The 22,845-nt window shown below is 42.4% G+C and carries 26 protein-coding genes and 1 pseudogene; 20 read left to right on the top strand and 7 right to left on the bottom strand.

Going from position 1 to position 22,845, the window contains the following annotated elements; translation table 11 throughout:
* Window positions 1–29: 29 nt before the first annotated feature.
* Window positions 30–851 carry a LysR family transcriptional regulator gene (locus QUF07_RS00365; protein WP_217161426.1) on the bottom strand — a complete coding sequence of 274 codons (822 nt, stop codon included), beginning with the start codon at window positions 849–851 and terminating at the stop codon, window positions 30–32.
* 109 nt (window positions 852–960) lie between these two features.
* Between QUF07_RS00365 and QUF07_RS00360 the strand changes: the two genes are divergently transcribed.
* Window positions 961–1,944 carry a TDT family transporter gene (locus QUF07_RS00360; RefSeq protein WP_217161428.1) on the top strand — a complete coding sequence of 328 codons (984 nt, stop codon included), beginning with the start codon at window positions 961–963 and terminating at the stop codon, window positions 1,942–1,944.
* 49 nt (window positions 1,945–1,993) lie between these two features.
* On the opposite strand, the gene QUF07_RS00355 is transcribed toward QUF07_RS00360, so the two are convergent.
* Both QUF07_RS00355 and QUF07_RS00350 read right to left on the bottom strand, forming a co-directional pair.
* On the bottom strand, window positions 1,994–2,518 hold the full coding sequence (locus QUF07_RS00355; RefSeq protein ID WP_217161554.1) for a GNAT family N-acetyltransferase: 525 nt from the start codon (window positions 2,516–2,518) through the stop codon (window positions 1,994–1,996).
* 122 nt (window positions 2,519–2,640) lie between these two features.
* Window positions 2,641–2,811 (bottom strand): hypothetical protein, encoded by a 171-nt coding sequence (locus QUF07_RS00350; RefSeq protein ID WP_217161430.1) that lies wholly within the window; start codon window positions 2,809–2,811, stop codon window positions 2,641–2,643.
* Between the two features lie 569 nt (window positions 2,812–3,380).
* Here QUF07_RS00350 and QUF07_RS00345 point away from each other — a divergent pair.
* The 3 genes from QUF07_RS00345 (at window position 3,381) to QUF07_RS00335 (ending at window position 6,226) form a co-directional block, all read left to right on the top strand.
* Window positions 3,381–4,379 carry a ketopantoate reductase family protein gene (locus QUF07_RS00345; RefSeq protein WP_217161432.1) on the top strand — a complete coding sequence of 333 codons (999 nt, stop codon included), beginning with the start codon at window positions 3,381–3,383 and terminating at the stop codon, window positions 4,377–4,379.
* Window positions 4,376–4,543 carry a hypothetical protein gene (locus tag QUF07_RS00340; RefSeq protein WP_217161434.1) on the top strand — a complete coding sequence of 56 codons (168 nt, stop codon included), beginning with the start codon at window positions 4,376–4,378 and terminating at the stop codon, window positions 4,541–4,543. Before QUF07_RS00345 ends, QUF07_RS00340 begins: the two co-directional genes overlap by 4 nt.
* A 363-nt stretch (window positions 4,544–4,906) precedes the next feature.
* Complete coding sequence (locus tag QUF07_RS00335) at window positions 4,907–6,226, top strand: MFS transporter (RefSeq protein WP_289426562.1); 1,320 nt, start codon at window positions 4,907–4,909, stop codon at window positions 6,224–6,226.
* A 386-nt stretch (window positions 6,227–6,612) separates the two neighbouring features.
* On the opposite strand, the gene QUF07_RS00330 is transcribed toward QUF07_RS00335, so the two are convergent.
* Entirely contained in the window at window positions 6,613–6,768 is a 156-nt protein-coding gene (locus QUF07_RS00330) for a type I toxin-antitoxin system Fst family toxin (RefSeq protein ID WP_289426555.1), read from the bottom strand.
* 464 nt (window positions 6,769–7,232) lie between these two features.
* On the opposite strand from QUF07_RS00330, the gene QUF07_RS00325 reads away from it, so the two are divergent.
* A complete protein-coding gene (locus tag QUF07_RS00325) occupies window positions 7,233–7,406 on the top strand; it encodes a hypothetical protein (RefSeq protein WP_217342117.1) in 174 nt (57 codons plus the stop codon).
* Window positions 7,407–7,674: 268 nt separating this feature from the next.
* On the opposite strand, the gene QUF07_RS00320 is transcribed toward QUF07_RS00325, so the two are convergent.
* Entirely contained in the window at window positions 7,675–8,565 is an 891-nt protein-coding gene (locus QUF07_RS00320) for an Rgg/GadR/MutR family transcriptional regulator (RefSeq protein ID WP_217161441.1), read from the bottom strand.
* Between the two features lie 84 nt (window positions 8,566–8,649).
* Between QUF07_RS00320 and QUF07_RS00315 the strand changes: the two genes are divergently transcribed.
* From QUF07_RS00315 to QUF07_RS00305, 3 genes are read left to right on the top strand one after another with little or no spacing between them, the layout of a single operon-like run.
* On the top strand, window positions 8,650–9,201 hold the full coding sequence (locus QUF07_RS00315; RefSeq protein WP_217161443.1) for a flavodoxin family protein: 552 nt from the start codon (window positions 8,650–8,652) through the stop codon (window positions 9,199–9,201).
* Between the two features lie 9 nt (window positions 9,202–9,210).
* Window positions 9,211–10,173, top strand: coding sequence for a zinc-binding dehydrogenase (locus QUF07_RS00310; RefSeq protein ID WP_217161445.1), 963 nt, complete (start codon window positions 9,211–9,213; stop codon window positions 10,171–10,173).
* A 27-nt stretch (window positions 10,174–10,200) separates the two neighbouring features.
* Window positions 10,201–10,548 (top strand): hypothetical protein, encoded by a 348-nt coding sequence (locus tag QUF07_RS00305; RefSeq protein ID WP_217161446.1) that lies wholly within the window; start codon window positions 10,201–10,203, stop codon window positions 10,546–10,548.
* Here the strand turns inward: QUF07_RS00305 and QUF07_RS00300 are convergent.
* Entirely contained in the window at window positions 10,545–11,114 is a 570-nt protein-coding gene (locus tag QUF07_RS00300; protein WP_217161447.1) for a helix-turn-helix transcriptional regulator, read from the bottom strand. The genes QUF07_RS00305 and QUF07_RS00300 overlap by 4 nt on opposite strands.
* 318 nt (window positions 11,115–11,432) lie before the next feature.
* Here QUF07_RS00300 and QUF07_RS00295 point away from each other — a divergent pair, with 318 nt between their 5' ends.
* Window positions 11,433–12,023, top strand: a complete 591-nt coding sequence (locus QUF07_RS00295) for a helix-turn-helix domain-containing protein (protein WP_217161449.1) — start codon at window positions 11,433–11,435, stop codon at window positions 12,021–12,023.
* A 115-nt stretch (window positions 12,024–12,138) separates the two neighbouring features.
* On the opposite strand, the gene QUF07_RS00290 is transcribed toward QUF07_RS00295, so the two are convergent.
* On the bottom strand, window positions 12,139–13,035 hold the full coding sequence (locus QUF07_RS00290) for a 3-hydroxyacyl-CoA dehydrogenase (RefSeq protein WP_217161451.1): 897 nt from the start codon (window positions 13,033–13,035) through the stop codon (window positions 12,139–12,141).
* 664 nt (window positions 13,036–13,699) lie between these two features.
* Here QUF07_RS00290 and QUF07_RS00285 point away from each other — a divergent pair.
* The 11 genes and pseudogenes from QUF07_RS00285 to QUF07_RS00235 all read left to right on the top strand — a co-directional run bounded on the left by QUF07_RS00285 (window position 13,700) and on the right by QUF07_RS00235 (window position 22,845).
* Entirely contained in the window at window positions 13,700–14,317 is a 618-nt protein-coding gene (locus tag QUF07_RS00285) for a hypothetical protein (RefSeq protein ID WP_289426554.1), read from the top strand.
* Window positions 14,318–14,445: 128 nt separating this feature from the next.
* Entirely contained in the window at window positions 14,446–14,832 is a 387-nt protein-coding gene (locus QUF07_RS00280; protein WP_217161456.1) for a GntR family transcriptional regulator, read from the top strand.
* Window positions 14,816–15,529: an ABC transporter ATP-binding protein gene (locus QUF07_RS00275; RefSeq protein ID WP_217161458.1), complete on the top strand. Its 714-nt coding sequence runs from the start codon at window positions 14,816–14,818 to the stop codon at window positions 15,527–15,529. Before QUF07_RS00280 ends, QUF07_RS00275 begins: the two co-directional genes overlap by 17 nt.
* Complete coding sequence (locus QUF07_RS00270) at window positions 15,522–16,316, top strand: ABC transporter permease (RefSeq protein WP_217161460.1); 795 nt, start codon at window positions 15,522–15,524, stop codon at window positions 16,314–16,316. Before QUF07_RS00275 ends, QUF07_RS00270 begins: the two co-directional genes overlap by 8 nt.
* Window positions 16,317–16,649: 333 nt before the next feature.
* A complete protein-coding gene (locus QUF07_RS00265) occupies window positions 16,650–17,261 on the top strand; it encodes a helix-turn-helix domain-containing protein (protein ID WP_289426553.1) in 612 nt (203 codons plus the stop codon).
* Window positions 17,262–17,374: 113 nt separating this feature from the next.
* Window positions 17,375–18,262 (top strand): annotated as a pseudogene (locus QUF07_RS00260) (ABC transporter ATP-binding protein).
* Window positions 18,252–19,010, top strand: a complete 759-nt coding sequence (locus QUF07_RS00255) for a DUF2705 family protein (protein ID WP_289426552.1) — start codon at window positions 18,252–18,254, stop codon at window positions 19,008–19,010. Before QUF07_RS00260 ends, QUF07_RS00255 begins: the two are co-directional and overlap by 11 nt.
* A gap of 18 nt (window positions 19,011–19,028) precedes the next feature.
* Window positions 19,029–19,781 carry an ABC-2 transporter permease gene (locus QUF07_RS00250; protein WP_289426551.1) on the top strand — a complete coding sequence of 251 codons (753 nt, stop codon included), beginning with the start codon at window positions 19,029–19,031 and terminating at the stop codon, window positions 19,779–19,781.
* A 207-nt stretch (window positions 19,782–19,988) separates the two neighbouring features.
* A complete protein-coding gene (locus QUF07_RS00245) occupies window positions 19,989–20,441 on the top strand; it encodes a helix-turn-helix transcriptional regulator (RefSeq protein ID WP_289426550.1) in 453 nt (150 codons plus the stop codon).
* Window positions 20,442–20,600: 159 nt separating this feature from the next.
* The gene (locus tag QUF07_RS00240; protein WP_217341506.1) at window positions 20,601–21,983 is read left to right on the top strand and encodes an ABC transporter permease family protein; all 1,383 of its coding nucleotides are present in this window, start codon (window positions 20,601–20,603) and stop codon (window positions 21,981–21,983) included.
* Window positions 21,984–22,113: 130 nt separating this feature from the next.
* Window positions 22,114–22,845, top strand: a complete 732-nt coding sequence (locus QUF07_RS00235) for an ABC transporter ATP-binding protein (RefSeq protein WP_289426549.1) — start codon at window positions 22,114–22,116, stop codon at window positions 22,843–22,845.

Here is a 22,845-nt window from a genome sequence, read left to right as displayed (position 1 = left end):
ACTGGAAAGTAGTTGGGAAAGTTACCCAATTAAAGTTGATTAACTAGTTTGATAATCTCCGCAACCGCTTTAAGGAGCGGGTCATCTAAATCATCGTCACGAATTAATAGATAGAAGTCACGAATAAATGCTGTCCCTAGTGGTTGCACTTCGACACCCGCTGGGACATCTTTTGAAGAGAGGAGTGCCTGACCCACGCCGGTTGAAACAATTCGGCGGATCAGGCCACTGTTGTTGACGTGAATGAGCCGGTCAGGGTGGACATCAGCTTCACGGAAATATTGCTCGGTATAGTATCCAATCCCAGAACCAGACTCACGGGTTATCCAAGTGCCAGTTGGAGCGCCGGCTTTGACCAGCTGGTCTTTGCCGATTGACGTTCGACGGACATTTTGGGTGACCAGTGGTTTTTCAATAATTCCCAGATCAATTTTGTATTCCTCAAGTTGATTTAAAACCCCTTCGGAATTGGAAACCATCACATCGTAATGAATGGTTGGGCCGCTGACACTGATCTGATTAGCGATTTTCGCAAACATGATTCGCGAGACGGTTTGCGAAATCCCGAAACGGACGTGGGATTGTTCGTTGGTTTGCAGATCCTTGATCTCAGTATTGATATCGTGCCAATCATCCAATATCTTGGCGCTACGCTTGTAAAGAATGTCGGCGGCTTCTGTCGGGATGCTTTCTCGTCGACTTTTACGCTCAAACAATTCAGTATGCAGTTGGGATTCTAACTGTTTGATCTGATTGGAAACAGTTGGCTGGGTAATAAACAGCTGTTGGGCTGCCAACGAAAAGCTGTGGGTCCGATAGACGACCATGAAGGTTTCTAAGAATTTAAACATTTAATCACCACTTATAAAGTTTGCCTATAATAAATATTAATATTATCAATTTTATTTATTGTAGCATAATCGTTATAATTAATCTCATCGAAAGACAGGAGGAGAATACATGAAGGTATTTTTAGAGAAATTGCCCTTACCAATTTGCGGCTTGATTTTAGGTATTGCATCATTAGGAAACTTATTCAAAGCAATCGGCTTTACGGCTGCTGGAAATGGTTGGGGAATTTTATCCTTAATCTTGATCCTGCTTGTCATTGCCAAAATTACGGTTCATTTTAAAAACAGTATGATGGATTTAAACGATCCGGTGATTGCATCGGTTGCCCCAACTTTCACGATGTCATTGATGATTATCAGCACTTTTCTCAAGGCTTGGGGGCTCTCAGTTGTTGCCATTACAGTTTGGACAGCAGCGGTTATTTTACAATTTGTGATTATGGGTTACTTTGTTTATCGCCATTTATTACGCCCCGTTGTTCAATTAGACCATGTTTACCCCAGCTGGTTCGTCACTTTTGTTGGTATCGGCGTCATTCCGGTTACCGCCAATAACTTTATTCCAGCAATCGGAACCCCAATCTTGTGGTTATCCCTTGGGTTATACGCAATTCTCTTACCGATTGTCTGCATTCGGTTGATTAGACGAGAATTCATGTTTGAAGCGACCTTACCGCTATTGACGATCATGGCTGCCCCCGCTTCTCTCTGTTTAACTGGTTATCTCTCAATGAATTCAGCTCCTGCATGGACGTTCTCGCTGATTATGGTCTTGCTGGCTCAGGGATTATATTGGGGAACGTTGCTGAAGATTGTAAAATACGTTAGATTATCATTTTACCCAAGCTTCGGTGCCTTCACATTCCCGTTGGTGATTTCTGCCACGGCACTGAATCTATGGAATCACAGTTTTAATTTAGCCAACGGTCTTAACACTGTGATTGGGGTTGTGGCAGATGTCGAGATTACCTTGGCAACTTTGATGGTTGCATTTGTGGTGGTTCGCTATGGTAAATTCCTGGTGAAACTTGCTGTTGAGGCGCTGCAAAGCAAAAAGGTAATTACTACTGAAGATGAAACAGTTAGCAAATGAGTTAGCATTATAAAAAAACCGGTGCCATTCATTGGCTACCGGTTTTTGGTTATAAATTAAATGCTTTCAGATACTTCACTGTACCATTGACACCCCGTAATCCGTTGGGGACCAGTTCCTTGATCATATACGTTTCATCTGGGGCCGGGAATGGCGCCTTAATGCCATAGTCACTGGCCTTCTGGTAGCCAAACTTTGGATAATATTCCGGCCAGCCAAGGACGCTAATAAATTGATAGCCCTGGTTAATTGCGCGACTTTCCAGCTCGTTGATGATTGCAGTCCCAATTCCAGACTTTTGGAATGCTGGCTGAACGGCTAATGGGGCCAAGCAAAGGCCAGGGAATGAATCGCTACTGTTAATGATGACAATCTCGCTTAGCAATCCGTGACCAACAATTTGGTTATCATCGTCAGCAACCACTTCTAATTTTTTATGATAAGAAGGGTCTAACCGAATCTTGTTGACTAATTCAGCTTCGTTATGGTAACCGTCAGTTGTTTTGGAGAAGGCCGATCGAAGTAAGTCATCAACAGCTGAATAATCTTCTTGGCGAATTGTTCTGATTAACATCATCACTTTTCCCACCTTTTTGTTACGGGTCTATTATTGAATAGCTATTAAGAGAAGGCAACTATTTAACATATTAGCAACGACAAGTGCAAACCTGATTTTAAAAACCGCAAACCAGGTTCCTACTTGCGGCGACGCAGCCCTCTCGATAAAAACATGTTTATGATCATAATGACAAAGCCAATGATCAGCAAGCCAAAGGCAAGGTTATTTTGTCCATTGGCAAGAAAGGCCATTGCCCCAAAGCAAAAGACAAGCGAGATTGCGCTGGCAATGGTAATTAAAAGTCTCATTTTTTCCACCTCAATATCTATTTCGATAATTAAGCACTAAATTGAGTATAACTGAAATTAACCAGATTGCCAAAAAGGGTTAATCACTTTATCCTGAGAAAATTTTAATGCGCTAAGTAACTGTTAAAATGGCATTTTGCTGAGATTACTCTAATATAATTCCAAAAAAGAGGTTGACATTGGGTCGGCTCATGGCTTAAACTTCATTCAACATTTAAATACGACTAAATGATTTGTTTCGATGGAGTCGCCCCACAGTCTTTCAAAGAGAGTGCCGATTAGGTGGGAAGGTATTAAAACTGTGAAGGCAAAAGATCGTTACAAGCAAGTTCACTTTTCGAGGTGAAATGGTGGCATTCATTAACATGCGGCCCCTAAGAGATTTCTCCTGTGGGTTTGAAGGAATTGCTTGAAAGAGTAATTCAAAATAAGGTGGTACCACGTTATCTTAACGTTCTTTGGTTTTATAACCAGAGGGCGTTTTTTTAGTCGGATTTGAAAGTGAGCGTATCAAAGTGGTTAGAAACTGTAGTATAGCTGTACTAATCAAAATAAAAGGAGTGGTCATTATGAAGTACGGCATTATTGGTGCAGGCGCAATGGGAGTAAGGTATGGTGTCATGTTACAGGAGAACGCCAATGTTGACGTTGACTTCATCGAGACCTGGGAACCAAACATCAACCAGATTCGTGAACAAGGTGGCGTTTCAGTTGCTCGTGATCACCAAAACCGGCGAATCGTTCCCATCAACATTTATCGACCAGAAGAATATCAGGGTCATCCAGATGTCTGGATTGTCTTTAAGAAGCAAATGCAGTTAGCTGATGAACTCGATCGTGATAGCGCTGCTGGGATCTTCCATGATGATCAATATGTCTTTTCTGCAATGAACGGCATGGGCCACTTTGAAAAGATTGCCAACTATTTCCCGAAGGATCACATTATTTGCGGTACAGCGATGATTGCAACTCGAATGGATGGACCCGCAGACATTGATTTCATGGGAGCTGAAGGTGACGAGGTCATGCACATGGCTCGCTACACCAACGAAAAGCCGGATCAGACGACCCAAGCAGTCTTTGATGATTTTACCAAGGCCAAGTTAGGACCGGTGTTCGCGGATGAATGGAAGGGTATGTGCATGTCCAAGGTTGTCTTCAACGCCGTTACCAACACATTATGTACGATGTTTGAAATGCAGATGGGTCAATTCATTGAGTACCCTGGCGTTCGTGAAATGTCGCGGCAATTATTTGATGAAGCTTATGATGCGTGTGAACGGGCTGGCATTTATCTAATCCCAACCCGACAAGAGCAGGTCGATTCCGTGATTACCGTCAGCAAAGAATACAAGTACCACTATCCATCAATGTACCAAGACTTTTCCAAGGAGCGGCCAACGGAAGTTGATTATATCAATGGTTATATTGCCAAAATTGGCCGGGAGCATGACTATGTGTGCCGCACCCACGAGTTTGTGGTTCACGAAGTTCACATGGCGGAAATGATGAGAAAGTATCATCAACCGCAAACCAACGGGACTGATAAGGAGCGTGTCCACGCATGACAATTCAATTTTCTGACCGAGTTCTCAAAAGTGATAGTGATCTAGTCGGTGATATTCTCAAAGTCGCTGAAGAGCAGATCAAAATTAGCATCGAACGATCAGGCAGTGCAGTTACGGAAACTATTGAAGCTAATCAAAACTCACGGGTCATTGAGCAGGTCTAATTGAAATAATAACGAGCATATAAGGGGATGGTACCAGCATTTTAGATATCAATTGCCTATATGACCCACTTTCACATAGCACCATCATCCGGGGTAACCCCGACACATATATAGAAGTAACGTGAACGCTGGCGGTGGCTGGCGTTTTTTTGCATAGAAGTGATCTTATTTATAGTATCGATTTACTATTCGTATTTTACTAAAATTCTCATTGCCTTACCCCCGGGGTTCAGTGGTACTATGGTTAAGTATCGATTTATCCGAAATTAGGGGGGCAACTCATTGGATTCAACCGCAAACTTAAACGAAAACCAGAACAACACCAAGCAACATCCGTTTCTAGCGATCACAATTGTTGCCTTAATGACCTTCATGGGGGTGCTAACGGAAACGTCGATGAACGTGACCTTTCCCACCCTGATGAAGCAATTCAACATTTCCCTGGCAACGGTGCAGTGGGTAACTACCGGCTATCTCTTGACGGTGGCCTTACTCACCATCACGTCCGCATTTTTGAAACGGCGCTTTACTAACAAGCAATTATTTATTTCCGCCGCCCTCCTTTTTATTGCCGGCGACGTCATGTGTGGGTTGGCAACTTCCTACTGGCTATTACTGATTGGCCGCATCATTCAGGCAGGCTGTGTGGGGCTTTCCGGACCGTTAATGAATAACATCATTCTAGACATCGTGCCTCCACGGAAATTAGGGACTTATATGGGGATGGCTAATCTGATTGTGCTGGTCGCCCCAGCGCTTGGACCAACGTTTGGTGGCTCAGTGGTTGCCTTTGCCAGCTGGCGGATGATTTTTTGGCTGACGGTGCCATTCACATTAATCCTGCTGGTTTTGGGCGGGTTTATCATCAAGCAATATTCACCAACCCAACATTACGAGTTCGATTGGCTACGGTTTGCGTTGTTAGCAGTCGGGTTAGTCAGTCTATTAATGGGTTTCAATATTTTGGGTCAACCGCATGTGCTGGTTAAATTTTTATTGTACATCGCATTGAGTGTTTTGATGTTTAGTTTATTCGGCTGGCGGTCAAAATACAGTCATAAAGCCCTATTTAAGCTCGCCGTTTTCAAACAACCAGTCTTCTTGTTCAGTTTCCTACCATATGTACTCCTGCAATATTCTAACATTGGAATTAACTTCATGCTGCCGAGTTACGTTCAAATGGTCAACGGCGCCAGTTCGTTCATTGGTGGTCTGATTCTTTTGCCTGGGAGTGTGCTAAACGGGTTGGGACAGCCTTTGTACGGGTGGATGCTCGATCACCTGGGTGGCAAAGTGCCATTGTACTTGGGTAACACGCTGTTTTTCATTCCGTTAATCTTATTCACGATTTTTGGTCAGCAGATTCGTATCTTCAATATCATTATCCTGTACACGATCTTTGCGGCGGGTCGTTCGATGGCGTTTGGCAACAGTATGGCCTATGGGTTGAAGAAGTTAGCTCGAAATGAACGCAACGATGCCAATGCGATTTACGGAACGGGCAATATGGTTGCCGGCTCACTTGGTACGACGATCATCGCGACGTTGATGACCTCGGTAACCTTACCTAACTTTTCAAACGCGCAAAACATTGCTGCTGGTAGTCAGGTCGCATTTGGGATGCTGGCATTAATTGGGGTGCTCAATTTCTGGCTGTTCAGGCGCTTATTTAGAAGTAAATAGTTTGGGTTGGGCACTTCAGATTCATTCATTTAATTGGATCCCTTTTTGTGTGCTGTAAAGTTTGTCTAAACGCAGCTTGAGTATGTTTGTTTTTGAAAATCAAGAAAATAACGATGGATTCAGTAACCCGAGTGATCAGAATAAATTCGACTTGATAGCTGGGATAGTCGGTTAGAAGCCAAATGGCCGGGGTGGTCTAAGCACGGATTGTGGCTATTGGTTGAAGCGCCGTGGGTTGGATGCTATACTGTAATCGAATGAAATGCAAATATTCACTTAACTGCTTATCACCGCTAGGGTAAGCAGTTTTTTGTGCTCAAAAAAGGAGCAGCCCCGCTAGAAGCTGCTCCCGTAAATCGCTAGTTATTTAGCCAAATGAGGAAACATCAGCGTTTGTTCAGCCAATGAGCAAACCCGGCTACTATCAGTCCAACCAAAATTGGAAAGATCAGGTTCGCTAGAATGAAATACAAAGTATTCACTTCCCTTCCGGTAAACAGCCCCTCACAAGCCCCGAAAAAGTAAATAACTAGCCTTATCATTATAGCAGAAAGGGACGCTCACATTGAGCGTTCCTTTCCTGTTAACGGCTAATATTTACCGTTGGCCAGTCCAGAATAATCATGCGTCAGTTTGGTACCTTTAAAGTAGTCGAACCAGTATCCACCCTGGTATCCACGAATAACTTTAATTTTCTTTCCCTTACTTTTTGGTCAGCACGTTAGTATTCTCAATAGCATCATCTTATATACGGTTTTACGGCACAGGCTGGTAGTCAATTGGCGTTTGGAATGTTGGCAGCAATTGGCATCTTGAATTTCTGGTTGTTTAGACGATTTTATAGAAGTAAATATGAGGAACGGAAAAGAAACTATTTTAATTAATTCTACTAATTTAGCCGATGTAAACCACTGGCTGCCCAATGTAAATCGGAATCTTCTTATTTTACCCATTGATCAATGATATGCTAAAAATAAATTTTAGTGATTGATTAAAGGAGAAGCCCATGAAACAAAAATTAATAGTCGTCGGATTACTTGGATTTTTCGTTTTGATGCAAATCATGATTCAGCTGGATGTGTTTGAAAGTTTGAATCTGGTACTGGCGATCTGCGCAATCATTGCGTTAGTCGTTGCTTTAATGATTGTCATCATGTTTGGAAAGGTGAGGTACCATTAAAAATAAAAAACTGCTGTTCATGATCACCACCATCGGATTACTCATGCTGGCTGGGCTGGATGCTTACTTTGACCATTATCGAAGTGCCTTGGTAGATATGGTCATACTGGTCGCTCTTGACGTGATGATTATTTTCAAATGTCGTCACTAGTGCCGGTCAATTTCTAACTTTGGCCATTTCTTTTGCCACTGTTTCTTCAAAATTCGCATGAGGTCGGGATTGTGAGTGATAATTTGTTTAACGAGATCGGCAGAGCTTTTCATTTGATCACTCCTTAAAAGCATTATTTTTTGCAATCGTTGGGTTGGCCATCAAGAATGATCGCCAATAGGATTCATATAATGTAACCAAGTCCGGGGCACTCAAGGCTCCGAAAACCTGAATGGTTTCCGTTACCATTTGCTTGCCTTCAGGAAAGGCATCTCGCAAACATAAACGCAAACCTGATAGAAAGTGAAGTTCGCTTTTTTCGTATAAGTACTGTTGATTATGAATACTTTGCTGAGCTAATTCAATTAAGGTTGAGAGCTCTTTTTCTTTACCCGCAAGTGCCATCACCAAGGCGGCTTTGAGAATGATATACAGGAAGTCGGCCTGATGGTTCCAATTAACATCAATTGTTTCAGAGCCATTTTTAACCATTTGTTGAGTTAACAAAAAGATTTGATCAGTGGAGAAGCTATCCAAGGTAGCCATGAACAAGCGAAGTTCGTAATGAGTCCAAGTTTCAATTTTGAACAGGTAGGTATAAATAAACTGGCGTTGCTTAGTGGTTAACGGGTCGGTTTGATCATAGTGGGATTTGATTTTGAGGTAATTCAAGTAGTCGTGACTCGTTTTGGTTCGTTGATATTGCTGCAGATAATGTTCAAGTGTGTCGGAACGACTAGCTGATTCCTTTGGCGCTATGTAGTCTTTAGTTTCCTCGTAGTGAAACTCAAGTGGTTGTTGCTCGCGGTAATGAGCTAAATAAATCAATTCCTCAGCCGATACGTTGATGTTGATGAGTAAATGGATGAGCTTCTCAAATGAAATGTTTGAGAGTCCTCGTTCAAACCGGGATAGGAATGATTTGGACACAACCCCATTCGCCGCTGATGTAATGCTGATGCCTTTTTGTTCTCGTAAATGTTTGAATGTCTGACCATAATCAATCATTGAAGTCTCCTGTGAACTATATGCAACTTTTTCCGTTAATTATAGACGTGATGCTATACTAATGCCACATTCAGGAGGCAAATCATGCAGATATTAGCGATAAATGGCAGCACGCGCAACCCCAGCAACTCTGGCTTGATGATTCAAAAACTCTTGGCTGATGTGACTTATACGCAAATTTCGTTAGCGGATTATCAAGTCCATGAAATTATTGATCAACGGCATGATGATAGAACTTGGCATCAGAAGCCAGATGATTATCCGAAATTGATAACCAAGTTGATGGCGGCTGACTTAATTGTCGTTGCCACGCCTATTTATTGGTATGGAATGTCAGGATTACTCAAGAACTTCATTGATCGTTGGTCGGAAAGTCTCGCAACCCATCCACATTTCAAAGAACAAATTGCTGGTAAACAGTTGGTTTTATTGGTAGTGGGTAGCGATAACCCACGGCTGAAAGGCAAGTTAATCGTTTCTGAGTTTGGTTATATTTGTGATTTCTTGAATTGGAAATTAACTGCGGCGGTCATTGCTGAAGGGCACCGACCACGAGATGTGATGGCTGATCAAAAGGCAATGGCGATGTTGAGCCGAATTAACCGACAATTAGTTGGTCTGGTAAAGAAGAAGTGAGGTAATGGGATGAAGGCGTTATTTTTCACTGAGTTTGGCAATAGTTCCGTCTTAAAGTATGGGGAAGTGGCTGATCCAAAAATTTCCCAATCTGAATTATTAGTCAAACCAGATTATATTGGCTTAAACTTTGCTGATATTTATCGTCGGCGAGGGAACTATCATATTGAGCAGCATGATCCATACATAAATGGCTATGAAGCCGCGGGAACGGTTGTCGAGATTGGTAACCAGGTTAAAAATTGGCAGGTTGGCGACCGCGTTTTATTCGTCGATGTGCCGCTGGCTAATGCCGAATTAGTTGCCGTTCCGGTTGATAATGCGATTAAACTTCCGGCAAAAATTTCCACCAAATTAGCGGCAACCATTGGCCTCCAGGGGTTGACCGCTGACTTTTTGGCTCATGATTTAGCCTTAAATAAATCAGGCGATCAAGTTTTTATCCATGGAATTAGTGGTGGCGTTGGTCAGCTACTATCTCAGATCTTAACGGCTGATGGCATTCAAGTATCCGGTTCCGTTTCAACCGAAACGAAACAGCAGTTGGCAATGAAGCAGGGAGCCGATCATGTTTATCTAAGAAAACCGGGTTGGCAACGTGGGTTGAAGGCAACCTTTGATACAGTCTTTGATGGGGTTGGCAGCACCTTGCAACTAAGCCTAAAGATCGCCAAGCGCAAGGGAAAAGTCGTTTTCTTTGGAATGGCTGGAGGCAACCCGCCACGAATTGATTTGCTCGATGTGTTAGGTCAGTCACAGACGATTGCGACTGGTGATTTATGGGATTATTTGACGAGCGCTCAGGAACGAAACCAGCGCAGTACCCGTCTATTTGATTACATTAGCCGTGGAGTGGTTCAGCCGAGCGAGCCAACAATTTTTCCGCTATCTCAAGGCAAACGGGCTCATGATTTTCTTGAATCTGGCCAAAGTATGGGTAAGATTTTATTAGTTCCCAATGAAAATAGTTAATATTTAACTAATGAAAGAAGGATCACAATGGATGACATCATTACCTACCTGTGTTGGACGCTTACCACGGAGGGCTTTGATCTAAAACCGGAACAGTTTGAGATTATAGATTCTGACTTCGGTCAACCCTACATCTGGATCAGTATGCCATTTAGCGTCGAGGCGGTTGTGATTGCGGATCATTTGGGTAAAATGGGCGCCCATTTTGAAATGATCCGGGGATACGACGGCGAGGATCCCGATATGACCAAGTTACCAGATGTGGTTGATTTTCAGATCTTTGGGATTAATGAAGAACTGTTTGGTAAATTTCGGCCGGGGATGAAACAAATTCGCCAGCGAATGGACGATCAATCGAAAAATAAGAAGCATTAAGCCGGCGTCAGCAACATATAAATGAAAAAGCCAAATAGGGTGACTTCAAGGACCAGCCAAATAAGGAAGCCTAAAGGATGATTAGGATTAATGGTGATCCCAACGCCCATCGATTTGGGGACAAATAGATCCTTTGAGTCCCCCTGATAGAATGACTTGAGCTTGAGATAACTTAACGGCATTAAGATTAAGGCAGAAATCATGGCGATAATGCCAATCCAGCGAGCTTGACTGTCGGTTTGAACAAACGGCGTGAACGCGACCGGTAAGAGCGTGAGGGCAAGAACAATTGCCAGAGCGCGGTTCAGCCAGCGACTGTCTTTCTTCTGGTTAATGAGCTGATAGTCTTTCCTGACCTGCTTGATGTAGCGTTCGTCGCCTTTAAGCATGTAGTCCAATGATAAATTGTAGAGTTTGCTGATAGCGACCAAAGTTGGAATATCTGGATAACTCTTCCCAGTTTCCCAATTGGAAATGGTTTGCCGGCGGACATGGAGTTTCTGGGCGACAGCACTTTGGGTGAGTCCTAGTTCAGTTCGTTTTTGTCTTAAAGTATTGGCTAACATGATCTGACCTCTTCTGCATCACAAGTAATGAGCAATTTAATTACCAGTAGTATGACGCTGAAATCTCCGGTCGGCAAGCAATTATTGATTGCTTGCCAAGTTATATCAATGTAAAAATCGCAAACCAATCGATTTCGGTTTGCGCTTGTCGATGGTCATCATCTGATTTGGTATGAGTAACGAAATTTGCAACTACCATCATCATCGGTGTGATTGCCCAAGGGGCTTTACATGGCGCATTTCTGGCTTCAAGATAAGCTAATTTGGCAGAAATAAGCTTCTTAATCAGGTATGATTGAGATACGAGGAGTTGATGAGATGAACATTGGGAATAAAATCAAAACTTATCGAAAAGTTCGGGGCCTTTCCCAGGAAGCTTTAGCAAAGAAAGTCTACGTTTCAAGACAAACTATTTCTAACTGGGAAACCAACAAAGGTTATCCGGACATTCAAAATATTTTACTGCTGAGTGTTCTTTTTGATGTTTCTGTAGACGAACTGGTTAAAGGAGACTTGGATGCCATGAAAGAAAAACTCGCTAATAAGAAAGTCAACGCCCAAATGTCCTTGTACACTTGGATGATGCTAATTGCGGCTGTTCTGGGAGCAATTTCAATCGGCCTGGTATTTTTCTTTGAAGGATCAATGGTCGTCGTGCTCATCCCAATCATTTGTTTTACGATCATGTTTTTTAGCGCAAATCAGGTTGAACGACTCAAAAGCAACCAGAATCTCAAAACGTATGCGGAAATTCTGGCCTTCACAGAGGGACGGGACGTTGATGAACAACGACAAAAGCGGAATAAAGCCAAGGACAAGTGGGAAAAAGGAATGATCGTTGGTGGATTTACCGGGGCTTTTTTATTTATTGTCTTAATTTCGATTGGGATGGCAGCCATTCTTAAGTAAAGGCACATTGAATGATCATACGTAGCTAAAAAAACACCCTAATCGGTTTGCTTAACCTCAAGCACGATTAGGGTATTTTATGTTGCGTCATTATTGATTACTGATCATAGTCAAGCTAAATGCTCAAGAAATCCTTTTGTTTGAACTCTGGATTTGGATAATGATAGAAGCCTTCACCTGATTCTACTCCTAACTTACCTTGGTCAAGGAGGCCCTTTAACGCATCTGCAAGAGGTTGTGTATTTGCCTCAGGGTGAGCTTGAGCCTCTGCTAAAGTAATGTTGTAAGCAGTTCGGATGCCAACAACGTCTAAGATTGCGAATGGTCCCATTGGCGCACCAGTTGCTGCCATCCATGTTCGATCAATCATTTGTGGATCCGCTACGCCTTTTACCCAGAGGTCTTCACCGGCACTGAGAAGTGGAATTAAAAGTGAGTTCAAAATATAACCGGGTTGCTCTTTCTTCAACTGAATTGGAATCATCCCAATATCCCGGGCAAATTGAACAATTTCCTTATAAATTGCTGGATCAGTCTTTGGTGAGCCCATGATTTCTGCCGTGTTGTTCAACCAAACTTGGTTTGCAAAGTGCATGTTTAGGAATTGAGATGGCCGACCGGTATCTTCCATGAACATGCTTGGAACCAATGTTGAAGAATTACTGGTAAAGATCGCACTCTTTGGCGCCATTTTAGCTATTTTTGAATAGAAGTCCTTCTTGATATCTGGACGTTCAGGAATCGCTTCAATAACCAAGTCAGCATTAGCAACTGCTTTTTCCAAATCCCAACTGTAGCTAATATTAGCGAGACCTTTTTCAAAATCTGCATCGGTTGCCGCAATATCGTGTTTATACGAATGCCGCAAGCCCTTGATTCGATCCTTTGCTTTGTTAATTGCATCTTCATTAATGTCATAAACTGTGACGTTAAATCCTTTGAAAGCAGCCTGGAAAGCAATTTGACTGCCTAAAACACCACTACCTGCAACCGTTACGTTTTTAATTGCCATAACGAAAATCCCCCTTAGAATATCAAGACAATACATATATAAAGAAAATAACCACTTGGAACTATAAGAATACGTCCTGCCACTCCTAAAATGTTTTCTCACCGGTTGTGTTAACCATTTCGAAACGCAGCCGTTAATACTAGTGATATGACGAAAAGAATCAAAACAGACGAAATATTTACTTTTCCAAAAATAAAAGTAATAAAGAGAATGATGGTTACCAACCAAATAATTACTAACAAGATTGACATAGACCTTGACATAGATTTTTTCATTCATATCACCCTCAAGCGTATTGAAAGCGCTTGCGCTTACACCATAATTATAAATTAGCTAGGAACAAAAGCAATCAAAGTGATTATTAATTATCCCAATTTATTTAACTAAGTGAGAACCAGATCGGAAACTTTTCCGCAACCATTAGTTGCATCCCCATGCGCCAATGATTCGCGTGCATTTTGATGACAATTAGGTAATGATAAATTGTATCAGATGCCCAATTACTGATTGGCAGTTTAGCCTACACCGCCCTCTTCTTGGCGATCGGATTAGTGTCATTCCGTAGGCAAAATGTGTAGCCAATTGCTTGAATATTGAGGGAATCCATTTGGTTGCTTTTACCCATTATTCGGGTTATATTGACCGCAAATAAGGGGTGATAATTATGTTTAATTGGGAAACATTTGAGCCAGCCGAATACAGTCGCGATGAGAAGCCAAGCTTTGTGGAGTTGACCAAGCGCAGCTACGTGACCGCCGAAGGAGATGCTGATGACCATTCTGCAGATCCTAACTTTTTAAGGTTAGCAGCCGCTGCCGCTCGAATTGCTAAGATAATTAGTGGTGGACCCGACAAAGGGATTCCAGTTTCTGGATTTAAAGAATATGTGCTATATCCAGTTCAAGCGGTCTGGACAGCCCAGGGGAACAATGAACATTTTAAAATTTGGATTAAACAGCCATTATTCATTGATGAAGCTGATTTTTCAGCTGCGATGACCCAAATTGATTTCGATAACTTTGATGAAGATGAGGTTCACTTTGAACATCTGGCAGAAGGAACCGAGATTCAGACGATTAACTATGGTGCAGTCACAGCTGATGCACCAGCGTTCCAAGTCCTAGACGAAGCCATTAAGAGCAGTGACTATCAGCGCCTCCATGCAGATCAACATCGGGAAGTCTACATTGACGGCCTACCAGTTGATGCGGATAAAGTAGTCTTGGTTAGGTTTGAAATCGATCCCAATGGCCACTCACTACCGGGATTGGTTCATAATTAAATAGGAAATTAATTGAGATTCGTTTTGGTAATCCGCTGAAACGGATCTTTTTTTGACGAATTCGTCGCAATTTTAAAAGAGACATGTTATAGTGTAACAGTAAAATATAACACTAGGGAGGTGGCACAATGAAATTCGACGATAAGATCCCGATTTATTATCAAATTAAGAATTACATTTATGGTCAGATTATTACCGGTAAACTGACTCCCGGCGAAAAGATCCCGGCAGTCAGACAACTAGCCATTGATTTGACGGTTAATGTCAATACAGTGCAAAGAGCGTTAGGGGAGCTGATTTCTGAAGGTATTCTGGAATCCAGACGCGGTTTAGGGAACTTTGTAACCGAAGATCAGGCCACTATTGAAGAAATGAAACATAAACTGATTATGGAACGGTTGCATGAGATGTACGAGAATTTACATGACTTAAACGTCACGGATGATGAAATTGTTCAGTATCTTAGACAGTATATAAAGGATAGGAGGACCACTAAAGATGGCCAATACAATTGAGATTGAGAATTTAACGTATCACAAGAATTACCGCCGTATTTTGGAAAATATCAACTTACAGATTGAGCAAGGTAAGACGGTTGGTCTCCTTGGTGAAAATGGGGCTGGGAAAACGACCTTGATGCGATTGATTGCTGGCGTTGCCAAAGGTGCTCATGGAACGGTTAAGATTGACGGTGAAGATCAAGTGGCCGCCAAGAAAGCGGAAGTGAGCTTTAGCGGCCAGCTGGACGGCTTTAACCCAAGCATGCGAATTGACAAAATCATCCGATTCTATGAAGACGTTTATCCAGACTTTTCAACTGACCGATATAATCAAATTGCTGGTTTCCTGCAGATTGATGAGGGGTTGCGGTTATCGGCTTTGTCCAAAGGGATGAAGGAAAAGTTAGTCATTGGCTTGACCTTATCTCGAGATACCAAGGTTTACTTGCTGGATGAGCCCTTTGGCGGCATCGACAGTATGAGCCGCAAGAAGATTATCCAAAGTATCATCAAATGGAAATCCCCGGATTCCGTGATTGTGGTTTCCGATCACTATGTTTCCGAAATTGCCAGTATCCTAGATGAAGTGGTGATTATTAAAGATAAGACGATTTACACTAAGAAAAGCGCTGAAGAAATTCGCGCTCAATACGCAGAAGGCATTGAACAGTATTACGAGAGTATTTATGAAGGGAATGATCTGAATGACTAGTTTTACCAGTATAACCAAAGCACTGGCGCGACCCAAAATTTCAATTATCAATCGGATTTTGGTCGTCGATGTTTTGGCGATTGTGTTGACAATTCTGTTTGAGGTTTACAAAGGGACGTTGAGCGGGATCGATCCCTTACAAATTTCCTTGGCCTATTCAATGATTGCCTACTTTGCGGCATTTGTGCTGCTATCAAGAAATATGGAACATGTTTACATCAGCAGTGCTTATCGACTGATTCCCGTCAGTGATACCAAGTTATATTCCGCTAACCTCTTATCAGGCCTAATTGGAATGCTTTACTTAGGATTAACCCAAGCTGGGTTGGCATTGATTACCTCAGCCCTGAACTTTCCAGAAATTGTGAAGCAAACTCGGCAAATGATTTCTGACACTTATCAACATTCCGACAAAGCCCACTTTGGGGAAAATTTAACTTTCATGATTATCGGGGGCATCCTATTGGCAATCGCGATGGTCTTGCTTCTCTGGGCCACAATCAGTCTAATCCATTTGATTGGTAATTCATTGACGAGTTTCTTGCCAGATGGCCGGCAAAAATTCTTTAAATTTATCCTGTATGTCGTCGTGATTGTTGGCTTCCTGTATTTGTCCTCTTATATTCTTGGCCTGATCGGGTTCTTTACCAACTACTATAAGTTGTTTAACTTTAATAATTTCTATCTGCAATTTTTCCTTGGGATTGGTTACTTTTATGTCATGGCATTAGTGGAGTCAGCGGCCAGTGTTTATCTGTTGAAGCATTGGGTGGAAACTGAAAATTAGGATGATAAAACAACAACCCCGAACGTCTACAAAGTAGAGGTTGGGGGTTGAATCCATAGTAGATGAATATTATATTGTCTTAGCCAACAGGTGTAATTTAGACAATAGATTCAGTATTGGCTTAAGATCGATATTGTAAGACAATTGAGCCAAGAGGATGAAGGTAAGGATCACTCGATGATGTGCAAATCACTTAATAAAAATATGCAAACTACTAGTTTTCGATTTCCGAAAACAGGTTACCTAAATACTTACAAATGTTGATATAGCAACGTTGCTCTAAAGGAAAGCTAGCCAAATGAGGATTTTAGACTTACGTTTAGGGGGATCAAGATGATCGATAGTCATTTTGCTCAAAAACTGAAGAAAACAAGAAGGGATTTGGCGATCACCCAGCAGCAATTGGCCGACCGACTCCATGTCTCCAGAAAAACCGTTTCGGGTTGGGAGACTGGCCGGAATCGACCAGATATTGATATGCTGCGGCAGATGGCCAGAATTTATCATCTGTCCCTCGATGAGTTGGTATCTGGTGCGCAGGTGTCTGAATGGCAAAAGGTTGTAAACAGAGCGCCAATCTCATCAGTTAATCGGCTAACGACCACCTTGCTTGATATTATGCTGGCAATTCTGCTAATTGAGCGGTTCACCCAAGACACAACTCATTATAATGTTTTCATTTTGATTGACTGGATATTTGTCTTTGGCGTGATACTGAGACTGTTGGTCAGTCAGTGGGGGCTAAAATTGATTCACTCTGTCCATTCACCGGTGTTTTTAATTGGGTATGCGCTGTTAATTGCGGTGCTGCTCTATAGCGCCCTTACTAATCTATTTACGATGGGGTTTGTATTTCAGTTTGTGTTCGTGGTCGTTAGCTTGGTGGGAATCATCAATTTCGTGATTATTGGCCGAGATGTGATCATCCACCGCAAATTACAATGAATCCGTCGTGATGTTGAGCAGGTTAAATCGATCACTCTTGTTTTCTTTAGTTAACTGATCCTTAAATTCCAGAATTAGGGATTGGATACTTTAATGAACATGGGGACGATTTTATGCTTAGAGTTCGTCATATCAATACCTTTATTGGTAGAAAGAAAATTATCAAAGACGTTTCGTTTCAAGTAAACCCTGGCTCAATTGTCGGCTTGATTGGACCAAATGGCGCTGGAAAAACAACGATTATGAAGACGATCCTTGGATTAACCAAGTTTACCGGGAACATTTCGGTCGAAGATAAAAATGTCACCGAAAATAACCACGCCGCGCTAACCAGAGTGGGGGCGTTAATTGAACATCCAGCCATCTACCCGTTTTTAACGGGCCTGGAAAACTTAAAGCTGTATTCTTTGGACGAAGCCGATATGAACAACATCGTTTCAATGCTCAAGATGGATACTTATATCAATACCAAGTCGAAGGGGTATTCAATGGGGATGAAGCAAAAATTGGGCATTGCGATTGCCTTGCTTAACAAGCCCCAGCTGGTTATTTTGGATGAACAGATGAATGGCCTCGATATTGAAGCCACCATTTTAATTCGCCAGATTATCAAGCAATATGCAGCTCAGGGATCGGCGTTTCTAATTTCGAGCCACGTCCTCGGTGAATTGCAAAAAGTGATGACTAATGTTCTGCTGATTACCGAGGGAAAAATTATTGTCGATGAACCAATCGATGAATTTAACCGGGTCAGCCGGCAGCAGTACCACTTGTTAACTGAAGATATGCCAGCGACTGAGAAGTTGTTTGCTGAAAATCAAATTCCAGTTACCAAATCAGATGACTATCTGGTAATTCCTCACGAGCTTTCGTATTAAGTTCAAGATCTGCTCTATTCTCACCACATTCGCTTAGTGGAGCTGTCGCCTCAGGGATTGAGTTTCGAGCAAACGGTTGTTAGTTTGCTTCAGCAGCAAAGAAGGCAAAACCATGAAAAATAGTCTAAAGCAGGAACTTTATAAATTTAGGCACCAACGAATTCCGTTGTATGGCGGAATTGCATTGGTCGTTTTGATGTTGTACAGTGCTGTATCATCGTCTAACCCCAGCCGAATGCTGATTGCCCAAGGCTTTGGTGCCGGCCAGTGGCTCACGATTATTATGATTGCAATTGCATCAACCTTTGTGGCGATGGAGTATCAGAACCGCACGATTATGACGTTGTTTTATAAGAACTCTAATAAATCAGCAATTTACTTTGCTAAATTCATTGTAATGCTGATTTACGGCGCCTTAATGTCACTTTTAGGATTGGTTTTGACCTTTGTCTTAAAGGCAGTTATGGTGGGTAGCAAGTATTCGTGGGGCGCAATGTATGGTCAGCATAGTTTGCTGATTGATCTACTTCTGAATACTGCCGGATTTTATATTTATCTGTTATTTATTATTGCCGTCGCCTTTCTCTTAATCACATTGATTCGCGTCAATGCGGCCGTCGTTGGTATTGGGCTCGTAATTATCTTCATGGGCGCTGAATTTTCTTCGCTCGTCATGAGTGCTTTGCCGCATTTTAGCGCAATCATCAAATGGAATCCGCTCAATTTGGTTTTTGTGATTAACCAGTTCGCTAACAGTAGTTATGAGAAATATTCCAACCTCAGTTTGCCACAGATTATCATTGGTAATTTGATTTATGCAGTTATCTTCATTGCCATTGGGGATGTTCTGTTTAAAAGCAGACGGGTTTAGTTGAGGAAGGTGAATATCATGAGTAAAAGTTTATATCGCGAATTTTACAAATTTGGTCATAAGAAGCTGACGTGGTTTGCCCCTTTGTTATTATTAGTGTTCATGATTTTGATCAGCGATTATCCGTCTAACCGCTTGTTGGCCATGTTGACCTACGATTCTCCGGATGCAATTATGATCATTCTGGTGATCGTCGGGACCACTATGTTTTCGATGGAATTTCAGAACAATGCGATTTTAACGTTGCTCTATAAATCACCCAGGATGTTGTCTGTCTATTTAGACAAGTTCATTACGATTTTTATCTATAACTTGATCTTGCACGCCCTGGCAATTATCTTCACCTTTGCCCTCGCCGCAACGATCAACCCAGTTTCCTGGTTTGCGGTTTATCAGTATCATCAGCCGCTAATCGTGAACATGTTTTTGGCAACTGGCGTGGACATTTTAACAACGACACTGATCATTAGTGTGGTATTTTTGATTTCCACCTTGATCAACTCAAATGCGGTGGTGGTAACCGCTGGCTTAGCAGTCATGTTCTTTGGTGAGGCAATCTCAAGCGATTTAACGCGCGGATCTTCTGCGTTGACGCCATTAGCTAAATGGAATCCGTTTAATATGACGATGCTTACTCATCAATATGTTAATTATGCTGGGTATTACGACACCACACTATTATCAAATGCTCAATTAGCAACCGGTGCCCTGGCTTATATTCTCGTATTCTTTGCCTGTGGGTATCTCATATTTAGGAAGAAGCGCTTTTAGAAACCGAAACGGAAACCAAGCTAAAGGTTTGCAAATAATCACTAACCAATAAAGAGATCGTCACTGTTCAGTCAAGTTACTGAGCAGTTTTTTGTCTCTAAAAGTGGCGCCGTTATGCTCAAATTAGCCACGATCAAATAAATTGTTAGTAATTCATCCCAGTTAGTGGTTAAGTAAAGGTGAAACCAGATGAGGAGGCGAATGATCATGGCAGAAACAATTGGGCAACGAATCAAATCTAAACGGATGGAACTGGGGTTAACCCAAAGCGAAGTGGCCGAGAAATTATTTGTGACCCAACAGACGGTTGCCCGTTGGGAAGGTGACAAGCACTTGCCACCCATCACCGCTTTGGAAGATCTGGCGAAGCTCTTTGATGTCGATGTGGCTGACTTCTTTGGGGGTGAAAAAGTCGTGATGCACAAATTTAATTTCTTTGCCTTCTTTGGCAGTATGGTCTTTAATCTGTTGTTCTTCTGGTTGGTAGCCGTTTCGCTTGTCACGATCTTCTTGACCAATTGGGGGATGATCAGCGGCTGCATCATTTCACCGTTAGTCGTCATTTATCAAGCAGTTGCCGATATTCGACCGTTTGAATGGCTGCGGTTTGGGAGCGCCAGTCTCTTAGCTGTTATCGCTGTGGCTGTTCTGCCAATCTGATGGAAACTGAACACCTACATCTGGCGCGTCTTAAAAGCTTACTACCGTTATAACGTCAATTCGATCTTTTATGAGATGACGCCGGTCAAGCGGGCAAAAAAATGACGGTAGATCGAACTGCTGATGAAAGGGATGGTTACCGTGCTCAGGATTACTTGGTTGCAATTTAAACACTCATTTAAAGTGTGGCTGTTAACGTTGCTGCTGTTTGTTGTCACGGGAATTCTGGTTGGGGCTTGTTTAAACGCAGTCTTTGCGATTGCGGACTACTACCCCAACCTGCCTAAAGCCCATAATCCAACCGACTTGTTTTTGTACCCCTTGGTTTTTGGCTTGATTACGGTTTTGCTTGTCTCCAGTGGCGTTGTGAAGCTGGTCATCAATAGCTTGAGTCAAGAGTACGCTTTGTGGACCATTCTGGGGGCCAATCCCCGTCAGCTTGCCGGATTAATTGGCGGGCAAATGGCGCTAATCGCCGCGCTTGGCAGCCTGGTTGGCTTTATCTTATCAGTGCCATTTATGGTGCCAGTTGATCAGTGGTTTGTCGTTACATTGCTCGGCAGCGAGTGGACGTCCAAAATCCCTCAGATACCGCAATCATTCTCGCTGACAGCTTGTCTATTAACCGTTTTGTTTACTGTCGGCGTATCTGGGCTGGCCGGTTATTTACATGCTCATAAGCTATTTGTGAATTCCCAAGATGATTTATTAACCTTTAAGAAGAGCCGGTCTGCTTTTCAGCGCCTTAGCCAAGCATTGTTGATTGTTGCCAGTGCAGCCGGGTTGGCATTTTGCTATTGGAATTCATTGAGCATCACCCCGCAAGCTCAAGCCTATCTTGAAAAGCGTCATTTTTATGAAGCTGGCAAAACCTATATTCCCAATTTAATGTTGATTTTATTGTTTTCAATTATCTTATTCGCCTTGATTGCAAAAATTGTTTTACCTTGGGTGATTCAATTATGGACGTGGCTGCTGCCAAGAAAATCATCGGCAACGGTCAATGATGCATTTTGGAGTACCGTTTTTGACAGGGAATATTTGACTTCCTTGATCTCTCCACTGGTTGCTGGCTCATTTATGTTGACCGGGATTACTTGCATTGCTGGAGAGATCAGTAATGGTGGCCCCAATGCGGCTGCTGCAGCTAATACCCGTGAATCTGTCATTGGTTTTGTTGGGGTGCCCTTATTAATCATCCTCGCTAACGTTTTAACCATTACGATTCTCACCAGTGCCCAAAAACGGGCTGGGATAAGGCAACTCTCTCGATTGGGCTTTGCCCGAAGGAATTTAGTTGTAGAAAAGGTTCAAGAAGCGTTGATTTATGCCACAACATTTTTCATTTGTGCCGTACTGGGAATTTTACCATTTAACCTACTGACGAATCATATTGTGTTGATGACCCATCGGACAATTGCCTTATCAGAGTGGTCGATTTTTACCTGGCCGCTTTGGTTGTGGCTGATTATGATAATTTTTATTGCACTGGTTGGTAGTTGGCAAGTTAGAGTTGTTTCTAACAGATTAATGGATAATTAACCTGGTAATGGAATTCTTGAATAGTTATGCGTTAAGCAACTTAATTGTTATTTCACTGAATAGATGATAGACCAAAAGTGGCCTAATTGATGTCGAATTTAAGCGCAGATTAATAGAAAGGGTGAGCAACATGAACCAACAAGTCATTAGCATTCAAAATATCACGAAAACAGTTACAACTGGTGGCAAGGAGAAAAATTTAGAAATTCTTCATGGTGTTTCGTTAACAGCTAATCAAGGGGAATTTCTAAGTATTGTAGGGCCCTCCGGATCTGGAAAATCGACGCTGTTACATTGTATGTCGGGATTGTCCAAGCCGACTTCTGGTTCGGTGACTATTCTCGGGGTGGATCCTTATAAGCTGCGCCCCGCTAAGTCGGCAATTTTTCGCCGAACCCAAGTTGGTTTTATCTTTCAGTCGTACAATTTAATTCCAGCCCTACCGGCGTTCGACAATATTGTGTTGCCATTAAGACTCTCCCGAAAAAAGGTTGATGAACAAAAGATTGATCAATTATTGAAAGACATTAATTTTAACGCGGATCCAGCCAACTTTGTCACCGCGCTGTCTGGTGGTGAACGACAAAAGGTGGCCATTGCCCGGGTACTGGTTTCCAACTGTCGGGTGATCTTCGCTGATGAACCAACTGGCGCACTGGATTCAGTTTCTGGCAAGATTATCTTCGGATTATTGCGAGATCTGACCAAGCAAGGGGTTTGTGTCGTCATGGTGACCCATGATATTGAAATGGCTGCCCACACGGATCGAGCAATTACCTTACGGGATGGTCAGCTGCGCCAGATACTGGATAAGCCAAACGCGCAAGAGCTGTTTGAAGCATTGAACGCTGAAAAGAAGTGA

It is taken from the genome of Lentilactobacillus sp. TOM.63, from assembly GCF_030361045.1.
GTDB classification, from domain to species: Bacteria; Bacillota; Bacilli; order Lactobacillales; family Lactobacillaceae; genus Lentilactobacillus; species Lentilactobacillus dabitei.
The sequence above is the reverse complement of the archived record's forward strand: the minus strand, read 5'-3'. Positions and strand labels throughout refer to the sequence as shown.

What these genes read in the sequence shown, in the direction of transcription:
- QUF07_RS00265 (WP_289426553.1), top strand. Translation starts at nt 16,650, where the DNA reads ATGATCGATAGTCATTTTGCTCAAAAACTGAAGAAAACAAGAAGGGAT.
- QUF07_RS00345 (WP_217161432.1), top strand. Translation starts at nt 3,381, where the DNA reads ATGAAGTACGGCATTATTGGTGCAGGCGCAATGGGAGTAAGGTATGGT.
- QUF07_RS00290 (WP_217161451.1), bottom strand. Translation starts at nt 13,035, where the DNA reads ATGGCAATTAAAAACGTAACGGTTGCAGGTAGTGGTGTTTTAGGCAGT.
- QUF07_RS00330 (WP_289426555.1), bottom strand. Translation starts at nt 6,768, where the DNA reads ATGATAAGGCTAGTTATTTACTTTTTCGGGGCTTGTGAGGGGCTGTTT.
- QUF07_RS00295 (WP_217161449.1), top strand. Translation starts at nt 11,433, where the DNA reads ATGAACATTGGGAATAAAATCAAAACTTATCGAAAAGTTCGGGGCCTT.
- QUF07_RS00275 (WP_217161458.1), top strand. Translation starts at nt 14,816, where the DNA reads ATGGCCAATACAATTGAGATTGAGAATTTAACGTATCACAAGAATTAC.
- QUF07_RS00305 (WP_217161446.1), top strand. Translation starts at nt 10,201, where the DNA reads ATGGATGACATCATTACCTACCTGTGTTGGACGCTTACCACGGAGGGC.
- QUF07_RS00340 (WP_217161434.1), top strand. Translation starts at nt 4,376, where the DNA reads ATGACAATTCAATTTTCTGACCGAGTTCTCAAAAGTGATAGTGATCTA.
- QUF07_RS00270 (WP_217161460.1), top strand. Translation starts at nt 15,522, where the DNA reads ATGACTAGTTTTACCAGTATAACCAAAGCACTGGCGCGACCCAAAATT.
- QUF07_RS00320 (WP_217161441.1), bottom strand. Translation starts at nt 8,565, where the DNA reads ATGATTGATTATGGTCAGACATTCAAACATTTACGAGAACAAAAAGGC.
- QUF07_RS00310 (WP_217161445.1), top strand. Translation starts at nt 9,211, where the DNA reads ATGAAGGCGTTATTTTTCACTGAGTTTGGCAATAGTTCCGTCTTAAAG.
- QUF07_RS00250 (WP_289426551.1), top strand. Translation starts at nt 19,029, where the DNA reads ATGAGTAAAAGTTTATATCGCGAATTTTACAAATTTGGTCATAAGAAG.
- QUF07_RS00350 (WP_217161430.1), bottom strand. Translation starts at nt 2,811, where the DNA reads ATGAGACTTTTAATTACCATTGCCAGCGCAATCTCGCTTGTCTTTTGC.
- QUF07_RS00360 (WP_217161428.1), top strand. Translation starts at nt 961, where the DNA reads ATGAAGGTATTTTTAGAGAAATTGCCCTTACCAATTTGCGGCTTGATT.
- QUF07_RS00300 (WP_217161447.1), bottom strand. Translation starts at nt 11,114, where the DNA reads ATGTTAGCCAATACTTTAAGACAAAAACGAACTGAACTAGGACTCACC.
- QUF07_RS00285 (WP_289426554.1), top strand. Translation starts at nt 13,700, where the DNA reads ATGTTTAATTGGGAAACATTTGAGCCAGCCGAATACAGTCGCGATGAG.
- QUF07_RS00255 (WP_289426552.1), top strand. Translation starts at nt 18,252, where the DNA reads ATGAAAAATAGTCTAAAGCAGGAACTTTATAAATTTAGGCACCAACGA.
- QUF07_RS00245 (WP_289426550.1), top strand. Translation starts at nt 19,989, where the DNA reads ATGGCAGAAACAATTGGGCAACGAATCAAATCTAAACGGATGGAACTG.
- QUF07_RS00280 (WP_217161456.1), top strand. Translation starts at nt 14,446, where the DNA reads ATGAAATTCGACGATAAGATCCCGATTTATTATCAAATTAAGAATTAC.
- QUF07_RS00325 (WP_217342117.1), top strand. Translation starts at nt 7,233, where the DNA reads ATGAAACAAAAATTAATAGTCGTCGGATTACTTGGATTTTTCGTTTTG.
- QUF07_RS00235 (WP_289426549.1), top strand. Translation starts at nt 22,114, where the DNA reads ATGAACCAACAAGTCATTAGCATTCAAAATATCACGAAAACAGTTACA.
- QUF07_RS00365 (WP_217161426.1), bottom strand. Translation starts at nt 851, where the DNA reads ATGTTTAAATTCTTAGAAACCTTCATGGTCGTCTATCGGACCCACAGC.
- QUF07_RS00355 (WP_217161554.1), bottom strand. Translation starts at nt 2,518, where the DNA reads ATGTTAATCAGAACAATTCGCCAAGAAGATTATTCAGCTGTTGATGAC.
- QUF07_RS00315 (WP_217161443.1), top strand. Translation starts at nt 8,650, where the DNA reads ATGCAGATATTAGCGATAAATGGCAGCACGCGCAACCCCAGCAACTCT.
- QUF07_RS00335 (WP_289426562.1), top strand. Translation starts at nt 4,907, where the DNA reads ATGACCTTCATGGGGGTGCTAACGGAAACGTCGATGAACGTGACCTTT.